At 72.6% G+C, this 13,174-nt stretch carries 12 protein-coding genes and 2 tRNA genes; 6 read left to right on the top strand and 8 right to left on the bottom strand.

Annotated features, from left to right (window positions below):
- The first annotated feature begins 8 nt into the window (after window positions 1–8).
- Window positions 9–614 carry a class I SAM-dependent methyltransferase gene (locus tag Pdca_RS06175; RefSeq protein ID WP_197719935.1) on the top strand — a complete coding sequence of 202 codons (606 nt, stop codon included), beginning with the start codon at window positions 9–11 and terminating at the stop codon, window positions 612–614.
- 56 nt (window positions 615–670) lie between these two features.
- Here Pdca_RS06175 and Pdca_RS06170 read toward each other — a convergent pair.
- The 3 genes from Pdca_RS06170 to Pdca_RS06160 all read right to left on the bottom strand — a co-directional run bounded on the left by Pdca_RS06170 (window position 671) and on the right by Pdca_RS06160 (window position 4,122).
- Window positions 671–747 (bottom strand) — tRNA-Met (locus Pdca_RS06170).
- Between the two features lie 269 nt (window positions 748–1,016).
- A tRNA-Met gene (locus Pdca_RS06165) sits at window positions 1,017–1,093 on the bottom strand.
- 116 nt (window positions 1,094–1,209) lie between these two features.
- Window positions 1,210–4,122, bottom strand: a complete 2,913-nt coding sequence (locus Pdca_RS06160) for a UPF0182 family protein (RefSeq protein ID WP_085911731.1) — start codon at window positions 4,120–4,122, stop codon at window positions 1,210–1,212.
- Between the two features lie 220 nt (window positions 4,123–4,342).
- Here Pdca_RS06160 and Pdca_RS06155 point away from each other — a divergent pair, with 220 nt between their 5' ends.
- Both Pdca_RS06155 and Pdca_RS06150 read left to right on the top strand, forming a co-directional pair.
- Window positions 4,343–5,374 carry a YlbL family protein gene (locus Pdca_RS06155; protein WP_179956594.1) on the top strand — a complete coding sequence of 344 codons (1,032 nt, stop codon included), beginning with the start codon at window positions 4,343–4,345 and terminating at the stop codon, window positions 5,372–5,374.
- Window positions 5,375–5,499: 125 nt separating this feature from the next.
- Window positions 5,500–7,197, top strand: a complete 1,698-nt coding sequence (locus tag Pdca_RS06150) for a zinc-dependent metalloprotease (protein ID WP_085911730.1) — start codon at window positions 5,500–5,502, stop codon at window positions 7,195–7,197.
- Window positions 7,198–7,270: 73 nt separating this feature from the next.
- On the opposite strand, the gene Pdca_RS06145 is transcribed toward Pdca_RS06150, so the two are convergent.
- Window positions 7,271–7,909 (bottom strand): M48 metallopeptidase family protein, encoded by a 639-nt coding sequence (locus tag Pdca_RS06145; protein ID WP_085911729.1) that lies wholly within the window; start codon window positions 7,907–7,909, stop codon window positions 7,271–7,273.
- A gap of 191 nt (window positions 7,910–8,100) precedes the next feature.
- Between Pdca_RS06145 and Pdca_RS06140 the strand changes: the two genes are divergently transcribed.
- Together Pdca_RS06140 and Pdca_RS06135 are read left to right on the top strand one after the other, a co-directional pair.
- Window positions 8,101–9,144: a hypothetical protein gene (locus Pdca_RS06140; RefSeq protein ID WP_085911728.1), complete on the top strand. Its 1,044-nt coding sequence runs from the start codon at window positions 8,101–8,103 to the stop codon at window positions 9,142–9,144.
- Window positions 9,141–10,469: an ABC1 kinase family protein gene (locus tag Pdca_RS06135; RefSeq protein ID WP_085911798.1), complete on the top strand. Its 1,329-nt coding sequence runs from the start codon at window positions 9,141–9,143 to the stop codon at window positions 10,467–10,469. The genes Pdca_RS06140 and Pdca_RS06135 overlap by 4 nt, the downstream gene beginning before the upstream one ends.
- Before the next feature lie 4 nt (window positions 10,470–10,473).
- Here the strand turns inward: Pdca_RS06135 and Pdca_RS06130 are convergent, their stop codons facing one another.
- Complete coding sequence (locus Pdca_RS06130; RefSeq protein WP_197719934.1) at window positions 10,474–11,064, bottom strand: TetR/AcrR family transcriptional regulator; 591 nt, start codon at window positions 11,062–11,064, stop codon at window positions 10,474–10,476.
- Between the two features lie 80 nt (window positions 11,065–11,144).
- Here Pdca_RS06130 and Pdca_RS06125 point away from each other — a divergent pair, with 80 nt between their 5' ends.
- Complete coding sequence (locus tag Pdca_RS06125) at window positions 11,145–11,570, top strand: VOC family protein (protein WP_085911726.1); 426 nt, start codon at window positions 11,145–11,147, stop codon at window positions 11,568–11,570.
- Between the two features lie 337 nt (window positions 11,571–11,907).
- Here Pdca_RS06125 and Pdca_RS06120 read toward each other — a convergent pair whose 3' ends face one another.
- The 3 genes from Pdca_RS06120 to Pdca_RS06110 form a co-directional block, all read right to left on the bottom strand.
- A complete protein-coding gene (locus Pdca_RS06120) occupies window positions 11,908–12,171 on the bottom strand; it encodes a hypothetical protein (RefSeq protein WP_125911279.1) in 264 nt (87 codons plus the stop codon).
- A 71-nt stretch (window positions 12,172–12,242) separates the two neighbouring features.
- Complete coding sequence (locus tag Pdca_RS06115; RefSeq protein ID WP_269462843.1) at window positions 12,243–12,626, bottom strand: WhiB family transcriptional regulator; 384 nt, start codon at window positions 12,624–12,626, stop codon at window positions 12,243–12,245.
- A gap of 161 nt (window positions 12,627–12,787) precedes the next feature.
- Window positions 12,788–13,051, bottom strand: coding sequence for a hypothetical protein (locus tag Pdca_RS06110; RefSeq protein WP_085911724.1), 264 nt, complete (start codon window positions 13,049–13,051; stop codon window positions 12,788–12,790).
- Window positions 13,052–13,174 lie beyond the last annotated feature (123 nt).

Below are 13,174 nucleotides of genomic sequence, written 5' to 3'. Positions count from 1 at the left end.
CGACCGGCGTGGCAGACCACTACTTCACGGCCACGCCGTCGGTCGCGAGCCGGCCGGGCGAGGTCCGGCTGCACGCCGACGGCGTGGACCTGACTCTCGCGACCGACTCCGGCGTGTTCTCCGGCGGCCGGATCGACCGGGGCACCCGGGTGCTGCTGGACGCGGCACCGATGCCTCCGGTTCGCGGGCCGCTGCTGGACGTCGGCTGCGGCTACGGCCCGATCGCGCTCACCCTCGCCGCCCGACGCAGGCGGCTGCCGGTGTGGGCGGTGGACCTCAACGAGCGCGCACTCGGCCTCACCCGGGCCAACGCCGACAGCGCCGGACTGGGCAACGTGACGGCCTGCCGGCCGGACGAGGTGCCCGAGGACGTGGCGTTCGCCGGGATCTACTCCAACCCCCCGATCCGCTCCGGGAAGCCGGCCCTGCACGCCCTGCTGCTGCGCTGGCTGTCCCGGCTGATGCCGGAGGGCCGGGCCTGGCTGGTCGTCGCGAAGAACCTGGGATCGGACTCGTTGCAGCGGTGGCTGGAGCAGGAGCAGGGATTCCCGACGGCCCGGCTCGTCTCGGAGAAGGGCTACCGGGTGCTGGAGGTCGCGCCGCGCGAAGCGTGAGACGACAGCCGGAGACGACGATGGCCCCCGGGAGATCCCGGGGGCCATCGTACAAGTGGTAGCGGGGGTAGGATTCGAACCTACGACCTCTGGGTTATGAGCCCAGCGAGCTACCGAGCTGCTCCACCCCGCGCCGCACGGAACCGGTCTTCGCGACCTCGTGGCTCCGTTTATGTTGTGTCACTACAGTACCTCGCGGCTTCCGGGGCTCGCACAGGGGGGTCCCCCTCGGAGCTGTCGCCCGGGACGGGGATCCGACCGGCGGGGGCTCTGCCCGCCAAGCCCGCCAAGCCCTCGAAGGCCCGTCCATCCCGGTCGCGGCGCGCTCTGCGCGGACTGCACACACCGCGCACACCGCGCACGACGAAGGCCCCCGGGATCTCCCGGGGGCCTTCGTACAAGTGGTAGCGGGGGTAGGATTCGAACCTACGACCTCTGGGTTATGAGCCCAGCGAGCTACCGAGCTGCTCCACCCCGCGCCGCACGGAGCCGGTCTTCTCGACCTCGTGGCTCCGTCTGTGTTGTGTCATCACCATACACCGCGGGCCCGGGACCCCACGCACGGGGGTCCCGGGCCCGCCGGGTGTTGCGACGATCAGCCGCCGGAGTTCTGGAACTCCTGGACCGCGCGGTCCAGCTCGGCCAGCGCGTCGCCCTGGCGGGCGAAGTCACCGGACTGCTGAGCCGACCTGAGGTCGTTCAGCGCGTCCCGGATCCCCTGCGCCGCGGTCGCCTGCGCACCGGTGGGTGCGGCCGGCGGTGCCGGGGTCTCGGCCCCGTTCGGGTCCGGGGGCTCCTGCTGGGCGGGCTGCTCGCCGGTGGTCGGCGCTGCACCACCGGCAGCGTCGCCGGCACCCGCCCCGAACACCTCGTCCAGTGCGGCGGAGAGGCTGGCGTTGTAGCCGACCCGGCCGCCGTAGCTCACCAGGACCCGGGCGAGCTGCGGGTAGGACGAGTCCTGCCCGGCCCGCTCGATGTAGACCGGCTCGACGTAGAGCAGCCCACCGGCCACCGGGAGGGTGAGCAGGTTGCCGTAGTCGATGGTGGTCTGGTTCTGGCGGAGCAGGTTGATCTCCTGCGAGACCTCCGGCGAGCCCAGGAACTGGGCCTGCACCTGCTGCGGCCCCAGCGTCTGGGTCTCGTTGGGCAACTGCAGCACGGTGATCTGGCCGTAGTTCTCCGGATCGGAGGCGGCCGAGACGTAGGAGGCGAGGAACTGCCGGCGCAGGCTCACCAGCGCGCTGGTGAGCTGGAACGACGCGCCGTCCTGGTTCGGCAGCCCGGCGTAGAGGTAGTACGGCGGCTGCGCGTCCTGCGCGCCGCCCTCGGCCCCACCGGGCGCCGTCGGGTCGGACGGGACGTCCCAGAACGACACCGTCGAGAAGAACTCACCGGGGTTGTCCACGTGGTACCGGGTCAGCAGCTCCCGCTGGACCTTGAACTGGTCCTCCGGGTAGCGCAGGTGCGCCTCCAGATCGGGGCTGATCTCCGAGCGCGGGGTCACCGAGCCGGGGAACGCCTTCTCCCAGGTCTTCAGGACGGGGTCGTTCTCGTCGAACTCGTAGAGCTTCACGGTGCCGTCGTAGGCGTCGACCGTGGCCTTCACCGAGTTGCGCAGGTAGCTGATCGTCTCGTTCGGCAGCTGCTGGCCGTCCGGCCCGAGCCGCGAGTCGGCCGTGGCATCGCCCAGCTCGACCCGCTCGGCGTACGGGTAGTCCCGCAGCGTCGTGTAGCCGTCGACGATCCACTGGATCCGCCCGTCGACGACGGCCGGGTACGGGTCGTTGTCCAACGTCAGCCACGGGGCGACGGCCTGCACCCGGTCCCGCGGGTTGCGGACGTACATGATCTTCGACTCGGGGTTGATCGAGCTGTTGAACAGGATGTTCCGCTCGCCGTAGGCCAGTGCGAACACGGCCCGGTTGAACAGCCCGCCGACCGGGACGCCGCCGGCGCCGGTGTAGGTGTACTGCGCCTCGTCCGAGTCGTACTCCCGCGGCGGGGTGCCCTCCTCGGCGCCGACGATCGAGTACTGGTTGTCCAGCAGCTCGCCGTAGTAGATCCGCGGCTGGTCGACCGGGATCCGGCCGTCGCTCTGGGTGTCGCTGACGGTGAACAGCGGCAGACCGCCCTGGCCGCCCGCGTCCTCCAGTGCCTCGTTGACCTGGTTCGCCGGCGCGGCCACGAAGCCGTTGCCGTGCGTGTAGACGAGGTGCCGGTTGATCCAGTCCTGCTGGTTGCCGACGAGCGCGTTCGCGTCCATCTCGCGGGCCGCGACGACGTAGTCCTGGGTCTCGCCGTCGACCGTGTACCGGTCGATGTCCAGGTTCGGCGCGAAGCCGTAGAAGTTCCGGCGCTGCTGGAGCTGGGTGAACGTGCGGTTCAGCTTGCCCGGGTCGAGCAGCCGGATGTTCGGGATGGTGTCGGTGTCGGCGCGGACCTGCGCCGGTGTCGCCTCGGACTCCCCGGCGTAGGGCACGATATTGACGTTGTCCGGCCCGATGCCGAACGCGTCCCGGGTCGCCGCGATGTTCCGTTCGATCGAGGGTGCCTCACGCTCGTTCGCGTTCGGCGCCACCACGAACTGCTGCAGCACCAGCGGGAACGCCGTGCCGACCAGGATCGACGAGATCACCAGCATCACCACCGCGACCGCCGGGATCTGCAGGTTCTGCCGGAACGCCGCGTAGAAGAACGCCAGCGCACACACCACGGCGATGATCAACAGGATCAGTTTCGCCGGCAGCACCGCGTTCAGGTCGGTATAGGTGGCGCCGTAGAACGTCTGCGAGTTCCGGTTCGACCACAACAGGTCGTACCGGTCGAACCAGTAGGCGACCGCCTTGAGCAGCACGAACACGCCGGCCAGCACGGCGAGCTGGGCCCGGGCCGCGGTGGAGACGAAGCCGGACCGGCCGGACAGCCGGATCCCGCCGAAGATGTAGTGGGTGACCAGCGCCAGCACGAAGCACAGCGCGATCGCGACGAACAGCCAGTTCAGCACCATCCGCAGGAACGGCAGGGTGAAGGCGTAGAACGCGATGTCGTTGCCGAACTCCGGGTCCGCCTGTCCGAACGGCGTGCCGTGCAGGAACATCTGCACGGCCTGCCACTGCACCGGCGCGGCCAGGCCGGCGATCAGGCCGATCGCGACCGGCACCCCGACGGCGAACAGCCGGAGCCGCTGGATGATCGTCGTCCGGTAGCGGGCGACCGGGTCCTCCGGGCCGGAGACCGGCACGAACACCGGGCGGTAGCGGTAGGCCAGCCACAGGGTCAGTGCGACGAGACCGCCGACCACCAGACCCACCACGCCGAACAGCACGATCTGGGTGAACAGCCGGGTGAGCTGGACGCCCCGGAACCCGACCTCACCGAACCACTGGTAGTCGACATAGAAGTTCAGCAGCCGCGAGCCACCGAGCAGAAGCACTACGAGGACGCCCGCGGCGGCCAGCAGGATCCGGGTTCGGCGGGTCAGCGACGGCGCTCCCACAGGGGGCCGCATTGACGACACGGGCACGCTCCACAGCTCGGTTACGACATCGCAGAGATCTCGGCCGGCGGGGAGCGACGGCAGGTTCTCCGACTGTCAACTCTACGGCGACCGCGTGAGTTCCCGGTTGAGCCCCGGGCGGTCCCACCATCCCACCACGAAAACGACAGTTCGGACAGGGCACCCGGCACCCAGCCGCGTCCCGGGGTGATCACGACCGTAAGGTGCGCGCGTGGGCCTTCGATCCTCGACGTGGCTGACGGCGCTGCTGGTGCTGTTGGGGCTGACCGTCGTCGGATCGGTGGTGCCCGCCCCGGTCGTCGCACTGGGCCCCGGCCCCACCTTCGACACCCTCGGCGACGTCGACGGCACCCCGGTGGTGTCCGCGGAGGGGCTGCCGACCTACCCCACCGAGGGGCACCTCAACATGACCACCGTCGGCGTCACCGACGGGATCACGACGATCCGGGCACTGGGGCTGTGGGCATCCGGGACGCACCGGCTCGCGCCGCGGTCGTCGCTCTACCCGCCCGGTCGCAGCACCGACGAGGTCACCGCGGAGAACCAGCAGGAGTTCGACAGCTCGATCGCCTACGCCGAGGCCGCCGCGCTCAACCACCTCGGCCTGCCCACCCGGGTGACGGTCGGCACGCTCACCGACGACTCGCCGTCGGCCGGGGTGCTCGAGGTGGGCGACGAGATCCGTGACGTCGGCGGCGCCCCGGTCACCTCGGTGCAGGCACTGCTCGACGCGCTCGCCGGCACCCGGCCCGGTGAGCCGCTGGCCCTCACGATCTCCCGTGACGGCGGCGCGCCGCGCGAGGTCACCGTGACCCCGGCCCCGCACCCCAGCGATCCGGAACGGGCCTTCCTCGGTATCACCCCGGCGACCACGCCGGCCGACGGGCAGCGGCTCTCGATCACCCTCGGCGACGTCGGCGGCCCCTCCGCCGGCCTGATGTTCAGCCTCGCGCTGGTGGACAAGCTGACCCCGGGACCGCTGACCGGCGGACGCTTCGTCGCCGGCACGGGCACCATCAACGCCGAGGGCCAGGTGGGCCCGATCAGCGGCATCCGGTTCAAGATGATCAAAGCGCAGGAGGTCGGCGCGGAGACCTTCCTGGTCCCCGCCGCGAACTGCGCCGAGGCCGCGTCGGACGCGCCCGACGGCCTGCAGCTCGTCCGGGTCGGGACGCTCGACGAGGCCGTCGGTGCGCTGGAGACCCTGGACGCGGGTGGCACGCCCGCGTCCTGCACCGGCTGACCGGACCGACTGATCGACCGAGCCGGTTCACCCGCCGCGAACACGCCCGGCGACCTGTAGCGATACCGGATCGCGATGCCGCCGGCGGCGGCGTCGGGCACCCCGTTCCGCGTACGGTGGGACCCATGAGCGACACCCCGTTCGGCTTCGGCCCCGCCGACCGCGACCGTGACAAGGACGAGGAAGGGCGCGGCCCCGACTCCTCCGCCGGCTCCGGCGACGGGTCCGGTGGCGAGCAGGAGGGGCCGAAGGATCCGTTCGGTTTCGGGTCGCACCCGACCTCCGGGGACACCTCCGGTGGCCAGTCCGGCCAGCAGCAGAACCCGTTCGCCGCGTTCGGCATGGGCGGGCTCCCCGGCATGCCCGGGATGCCGGGAATGCCGGGCGGTGCGGGCGGCAACTTCGACATGAGCCAGCTCGGCCAGATGCTGTCCCAGCTCGGCCAGATGCTCAGCCACGGGGGCAGCGGCTCCGGCGACGGCGGTCCGGTCAACTACGACCTCGCCGCCCAGCTCGCCACCCAGCAGCTCGCGCAGACGACGTCGTCGCTCACCGACGACCAGCGCACCGCGGTCACCGAGGCCGTCCGGCTCGCCGAGATGTGGCTGGACCCGGCCACCGAGTTCCCGTCCGCGGGGGGCGAGGTCAAGGCCTGGACGCCCAGTGACTGGGTGCGGGCCGGGATGCCGACCTGGAAGCGGCTCTGCGACCCGGTCGCCCGACGGCTGTCCTCGGCCTGGGTCGAGGGCCTGCCCGAGGAGGTCCGCAGTGCGGCCGGGCCGATGCTGGCGATGCTCGGCCAGATGGGCGGGATGGCGTTCGGCAGCCAGCTCGGCCAGGGCCTGGCGCAGCTCGGCAAGGAGGTGCTGACCTCGACCGAGCTCGGCATCCCGATGGGCCCGGAGCGCACCACGGCGCTGCTGCCCGAGGCGATCGCCCGGTTCACCGACGGCCTGGACCGCCCGGCCGGCGAGGTGACCCTCTACCTGGCCGCCCGCGAGGCCGCCCACCAGCGCCTGTTCACGCACGTGCACTGGCTGCGGGAGCGGCTGCTCGGCGCGGTCGAGGACTACGCCCGCGGCATCACCGTCGACACCTCCCGGATCGAGGAGCTGGCCCAGGGCATCGACCCGTCGAACCCGGAGTCGATCCAGGAGGCCATGCAGTCCGGCATGTTCGAGCCGGAGGACACCCCGGAGCAGAAGGCCGCACTGGCCCGCCTGGAGACGCTGCTCGCGCTCGTCGAGGGCTGGGTGGACACCGTTGTCGCCGAGGCACTCGGCGAGCGACTGCCCGGCGCGGGCGCGCTGCGCGAGACGATGCGTCGCCGCCGCGCCTCGGGCGGTCCGGCCGAGCAGGCGTTCGCGACGATCGTCGGGCTGGAGCTGCGACCGCGCAAGCTCCGGGCCGCCTCCGAGCTGTGGCAGCTGCTGCGCGACGAGCGCGGGATCGACGGCCGGGACGCCATCTGGGCGCACCCGGACCTGATCCCGTCGGCGGACGACCTCGACGATCCCACCGCGTTCGTCCGCGGTGGCTCCGGTGGCAGCGTCCCGGACGACCCGATCGCGGAGCTGGAGCGTCAGATGGCCGAGGACGCGCGGAAGGAGCAGGCAGGCGCCGCTCCGGATGCCGCGGGCGCCCCGGGCGGGACCGACAGCTCCGGCAGTGCCTCCGACGCCGACGGCACGCCCGGCTCGGACGGGCCCGCCGGTTCCGGCGGCGCTTCCGGCTCCGGCAGCGCTTCCGGCTCCGACGGTGCCTCCGGTGCCGAGGGGCCGGAGTCCGAGCAGGGACCCGGCGAGCCGAAGCGCGACTCCTGATCCGATCCCGGTCGGGGCCGGTGCTCCGGCACCGACCGGGGATCGGCGCGCTGCGGTGTCCGGGGCCGCCGGCTCAGCTGCCCGCGGCGGCCGCCGGAGGATCCGGCAGGGCATCGGCGGCTGCCGGCGGATCCGGCAGTGCGTCCGTGGGCTCCGGGGGCGCGTCGGAGGTCGCCGGGTCACCGTCCACCCCGGTGATCCCGAGCGACGCCGCGGCATTCAGCCCCTCCAGGTAGCCGATGGCGCGCTCGGTACGCGGGTAGCGGTACACCCACGACCAGAAGACGTCGTCGTGCGCGGCGGACAGCAGATGTCCCAGCTCGTGCACCAGGACGTAGTCGACGACCCAGCCGGGGGCGTCCCGGAGCCGCTCGCTGATCCGGATGGTGCGGTCGTCCGGCGTGCACGACGCCCAGCGGGTCCGCATCGTCGGGACCCAGCGCACCGAGACGGGCTGCGCGCGGCCCTCCAGCCAGCGTGTCGACAGCTCGTTCGCCCGGCGGAGCAGCGCCTCGTCGCCACGGCGGCCCGGTGACCGCCGCCGGGCCTCGCTGGCCTCGATCCGCTTGACCATCTCGGCGACCCAGTCACGTTCCTGCTCGGCGGACATCCAGCCGGGGATGAAGACGACGACGCGATCACCCTCGCGGCGCGCGCTGACCATCCGCTTCCGGCGGGCACTGCGTCGGACCTCGACCGGGGAGCTCGCCATGGGACAAGAATAAGCCGCCCTGACATCCGGTGTGAGCCGCCGGTACGGGCCGATCCGGGTAACCTGCACCGCCCCCGCGGGGGGCGTCCGCGGCCCGTCGTCGTCTCCCCCGTGTGCTTCCCCCCGTGTGCTCCTGCGAACGCCGGCCGGGATCCGCCACGCCGGAGCCGGCACACCGCCACCGTGGGCCGATGAGCGAACTCCCCCGCCGGCTGGCGCTCGCGCCGCATCACGCCCTGGTGGCGACCGGGCCCTGCTCCCGCCGGATCGGCAACGGACCGGCCGGGGCGCGTCTGCTCGACGACCTGTCCCCGGTCGCGACCGCGGCACTGGACCGGCTCGCCGCCGGCCCCTGCACGGTGGCCGAGCTGCAGGCGGACGTCCCACCCGGCCGTCGGCGCGAAGCGCTGCCGGTGCTGCTCGGTGTGCTGCTGCGGGCCGGGCTGCTCGTCGACCCGGACCTCGGCGAACGGGTGCGGCGACGCCGGGAGTCCGCGCTGGTGGAGGTCCGCGGGGACTCGGCGCTCGCCGGTGCCGTCGTCCGCGGGCTGGCCGGGAGCGGGATCGGGCACGTGCACCCCCGGGTGACCGGGACGGTCGACGGCGCGGACGTCGCCACCGGCCTCCCGGCCACCGACGGCCACCGGGCGCGGGCGCTGCACGACCTGCTCGCCGCCGCCGGCGTCCGGTCCGGCCCGGCCGGCCGGGTCCCGCCCGATCTCCTGGTCCTCGCCGGCGCCCCGGAAGCGGTTCCGGACGACGCGGTCGTCCAGCTCGTCGTCACGCTGCGCAACGGACGCGGGGTGGTGGGGCCGCTGTTGCTGCCCGGCGGCGGCCCGTGCCGGGGCTGCCGGGACGGCGGCGCGGAGGGGGATCGGGAGATCGGCGTGGACACCGTCGTCCCGGGCCCGCGCACCGCCGAGCCGCACGTCGTCGCCGCGACCGCCGCGCTGGCCGTCGCCCAGGCCCTCGCCGCGCTGGACGGACCCGTCGGCGGGAACCCGCCGCCGGCGTCCTGGCGCACGGAGCTGGAACTCGCCGCGGACCTGGCCTCGATCGGCGTCCACCCGATCCCCGGCCGTCCCGGCTGTCCCTGCGGTGCCGCAACGATTCCGGTGCCGGTTCCCGGGGCGATCCCGGTGCCGATTCCGGCGACGATCTCCGGGACGGCACCCATGACAACTCCCACCGCGAGGTGCGCCGCGCCCCGCACCGGGTGGACAATCGTGGGGTGAGCGACATTCCCCGCCGGACGGCATCGCGTACCGCCAAGCTCGCAGGCATCCCACTCGGCGTCGCGGGGCGGGCCGCGGCCGGTTTCGGCCGCCGGCTCACCGGTGGCGACCGGGACGAGATCTCGGCCCAGCTCGCGGCGAAGGGCGCCGAGCAGCTGTTCGAGGTGCTCGGCGAGCTCAAGGGCGGCGCCATGAAGTTCGGGCAGGCACTGTCCGTGTTCGAGGCGGCGGTCCCCGACGAGTACGCCGAGCCCTATCGCGAGGCGCTGACCAAGCTGCAGACCGCGGCGCCGCCGATGCCGATGACCGACGTCGACCACATGCTCACCCAGCAGTTCGGCCGCTCCTGGCGGTCCCGGTTCAGCGAGTTCGACGAGACCCCGGCCGCCTCGGCCAGCATCGGCCAGGTGCACCGCGCCGTGTGGAAGCGCGACGGCCGCGAGGTCGCGGTCAAGGTGCAGTACCCGGGCGCCGAGGAGGCCCTGCGCTCGGACCTGCGCCAGCTCGGGCGGATGAGCCGCATCCTGCAGCCGCTGGTCCCCGGGATGGAGATCAAGCCGCTGGTCAACGAGCTCCGCGATCGGATGGAGGAGGAGCTCGACTACCGCGACGAGGCCACCTACCAGCGTGAGTTCGCGGCGTTCTTCGAGGACGACCCGGACGTGAAGGTCCCGCGGGTGGTCGGCTCGGCCCCGAAGGCCGTCATCACCGAGTGGGTACAGGCGCGGCGGCTGTCCTCGGTCATCCGGGAGGGCACCCGGGAGGAGCGCGATCACGCCGGCGAGCAGCTGGCCCGGTTCCACTACTCGGCCCCGGACCGCACGCACCTGCTGCACGCCGACCCGCATCCGGGCAACTTCGGCATCCTCGACGACGGCCGGTTGCTGGTGCTCGACTTCGGCGCGGTCGCCCGGATGCCGGACGGTATGCCGCCCGAGCTGGTCGCGATGACCAAGTACGCGCTGGAGGGGCGCGGCGCCGACCTGATGACGCTGATGCGCTCGGCCGGGTTCGTCCGCGAGGGCGCCCGGGTCGACCAGGAGCAGATCCTCGGCTACCTGGCCCCCTTCACCGAGCCGCTGGAGACCGACGAGTTCCACTTCAGCCGGCGCTGGATCCAGTCGCAGGCCGAGCGGGTCGGTGACCTGCGCAGCCCGGACGCCGCGATCGGACGATCGCTGAACCTGCCGCCGCGCTTCCTGCTGGTCCACCGGGTGACGATGGGGACGCTCGGCATCCTCTGCCAGCTCGACGCCCGAGTGCGGCTGCGGGAGATCGTCGAGCGCTGGCAGCCGGAGATGTTCGAGGGGCCCGCGGCCTCCTGAGTCGTCACCCTGACCGGAGGCCGGCCAGGGTCCGTTCGAGTGCGGCCTGAGCCGCGTTCCGGTCGGCGGCGGTCGTCCCCGGCCCGGCGAGCCACATCGCCAGCTCGTTCATCGCGCCGGACAGCAGCCGGGCCAGTGGCTCGACCGGCTGCGGCGCCAGGTCGCCGTGCTCCACCAGTGTCCGCAGCGCCGCGGCGAGATGACGGCCGGATGTCTGCTCGTCGAGATCGCGCCAGGCCGGCCAGCCGAGCACCGCAGGCCCGTCGACCAGCATGATCCGGGCAGCGGCCGGCCCGGTGCTGGCCTCGATGAACGCCCGGCAGCCGGCGAGCAGCTGCTGCCACGGATCGTCCGGGTAGCCGCGGGCCGCGGCTACGACCCGGCCGGCGACACGCTCCTGTACGCGTTCCAGGACGGCCGCGAACAGTCCCGCCTTGCCGTCGAACTGGTGGTAGAGCGCCCCCTTGGTGACGCCGGCGCCGGCGACGACCGCCGGTAGCCCGACCGCGCCGTAGCCGTCCCGAGCGAACAGCCGCTCGGCTTCGTCGAGCAGTGCCCGCCGGGTCCGCTCCCGCTGCTCGGCCCGCACACCCATGCCGCCTCCCCTCATTGACATACCGATGGTACGTCAGTAGCTTTCACATACCGACAGTATGTCAATCTCCGGAGGTACCCGTGCTGACCAGCTGCTATCCCGTCCTCGCGACCGGCGACGTCGCTGCCGCACGCGCATTCTGGACCGGCCCGATGGGCTTCCAGATCACCTTCGACGCCGACTGGTACGTGAGCCTGCGGCGCGAGGGCCACGAGATCGCGGTGCTCGACCGCGACCACCCGACGATCCCCGAGGCGTACCGCGGGCGATCCGCGGCGGGCGTGCTGGTGAACCTCGAGGTCGACGACGTCGACGCCGAGTGGACGCGGCTGGTCGTGCGGGGCGGGCTGCCGGTCGCGCTGGAGCTGCGCGACGAGGACTTCGGTCAGCGGCACTTCATCGTCTCCGGGCCGGACGGGGTCCTCGTCGACGTGATCACCGAGATCCCGCCGTCGCCGGAGTTCGCCGCGGCCTTCGCCGACGGGGTGGGCGCGGGGCCCGCCTGATCGGCGCCTCGGACGCGCCCCGCATACAGCGCTGCGAGACGGCCCTGCGCTGCAAGGCGGCGTTGCACTGCAAGGCGGCGTTGCACTGTAAGAGGGCACTGCCCGAAAAGCCGACGTTGTTCCCGCACGGCGGCACGGCCCCGCAAGACGGTACGGCCCAGCGAGACCGAGCTACCTCGTCAGACCGCACTGCACTGCAAGACCGCACTGCGCTGCGAGTCCGCACTACCCGGCAAGACCGCACTGCCCCGCATACGGCGCTGCCCCGCCCGGAACCGGTCCGGGCGGGGCAGCGTCATGTGCGGGGCCATCTCGTGGGCCCGTCGTGCGACAGGGATCAGGTGACCCGGGCCCGAGCCCGGGCCCGCGCGGCGCGGGCCGAGACCCAGGATGCGAGCCGGGTCCAGCGGCGGGCGGCGCTCAGCCGGCGGGCGAACCGGTACTCAGCCGCCTCGCGTAGCGCCTCCTGCTGATGAGATCTCGCCAGCGCTTCATGGATGAGAGTCATCGCGTTCTCCTGGTTCACCAGAGTGGCGGTGTGGTCGCGGTGGGTGCTCGGTCGCTCGGCCGGCACTGCCGGCGCCATCGTCAGGTTCTTCATCTCGGTCTCCTCGTCGGTCGGGTCTTGTTGTGGCACAGCGGATCAGCCGCTCAGGGCCGGTCCGGGGTGGTTCAGCAGCCGGCGGCCAGCGCGTAGGCGCGGTCGCGTTCCAGGTCGGCCTTGCGGGGACGCCCCCTCGGCCGCTTGCGCGGGATCACCTGACCGCGGTCGAAGATCTCGCCACCCCACACCCCCCACGGCTCACCTCGGGACAGTGCGCCGGACAGGCAGGCGTCCCGCACCGGACAGCCGGCGCAGAGCTCCTTGGCCTGCTCCAGCTCGGTCGGCGACTCGGCGAACCACAGGTCCGCATCGCCGTTGCGGCACGGCAGGGCCGACCACTGCCCGGTGGCGGCTGCTCCGGCCGGCGATTGCTCGCCTGCGGGCGACGAGCAGCCGCCACCGCTCTCGGTCTGGATCACTCCGCCGTCACACGGAGCGGATCTCACGTACACGATCGACCTCCTCGATCGAACTTCTCGGACGGTTGTCGGACCTGCGTTCTGCACAGATCTGCTTTCCTCGGGACGGATGTGCGGACAAAAAAATCGGGGCCGTGGAACCCGTGTGCGTGGGTTCCGCGGCCCCGATCGGGACTCGGCGCGAGCGCTGAGGGTCAGGTTCCCCCTCGGCGCCCGGGAACGGACGCAACTGTGAACTTGTCATCGGTGATCGGAGCGGATCCCATGGCGATCACGGTGGCCGGGCCCGCCGGACGGACGTACACGTCTCCCCGGGTGCGGAACGAGCCGCCGACGGCCTCGGTCCGCTGCCAGAAACGCTCGCCGAGCGTCGCGTGTGCGACGGCGTGCGGGACGATGCTCGCGGGCGGGCACGCCACGGTGAGGTCGGTCCGGGTGATCAGAGCGAAGTCGTTCATTCCGGCCACCTCCTCGGTGTCTCCGTGCGTCCCGCCGGGCGGTCTCCCGCGCGGCGCAGAACTCGATGGAGCGATGTGCTCCACTCGGTGCAGTCGACACTAGAAGTGCCGTGCACAGCGTTG

The organism is Pseudonocardia autotrophica (genome assembly GCF_003945385.1).
Lineage (GTDB): Bacteria > Actinomycetota > Actinomycetes > Mycobacteriales > Pseudonocardiaceae > Pseudonocardia > Pseudonocardia autotrophica.
The sequence above is the reverse complement of the archived record's forward strand: the minus strand, read 5'-3'. Positions and strand labels throughout refer to the sequence as shown.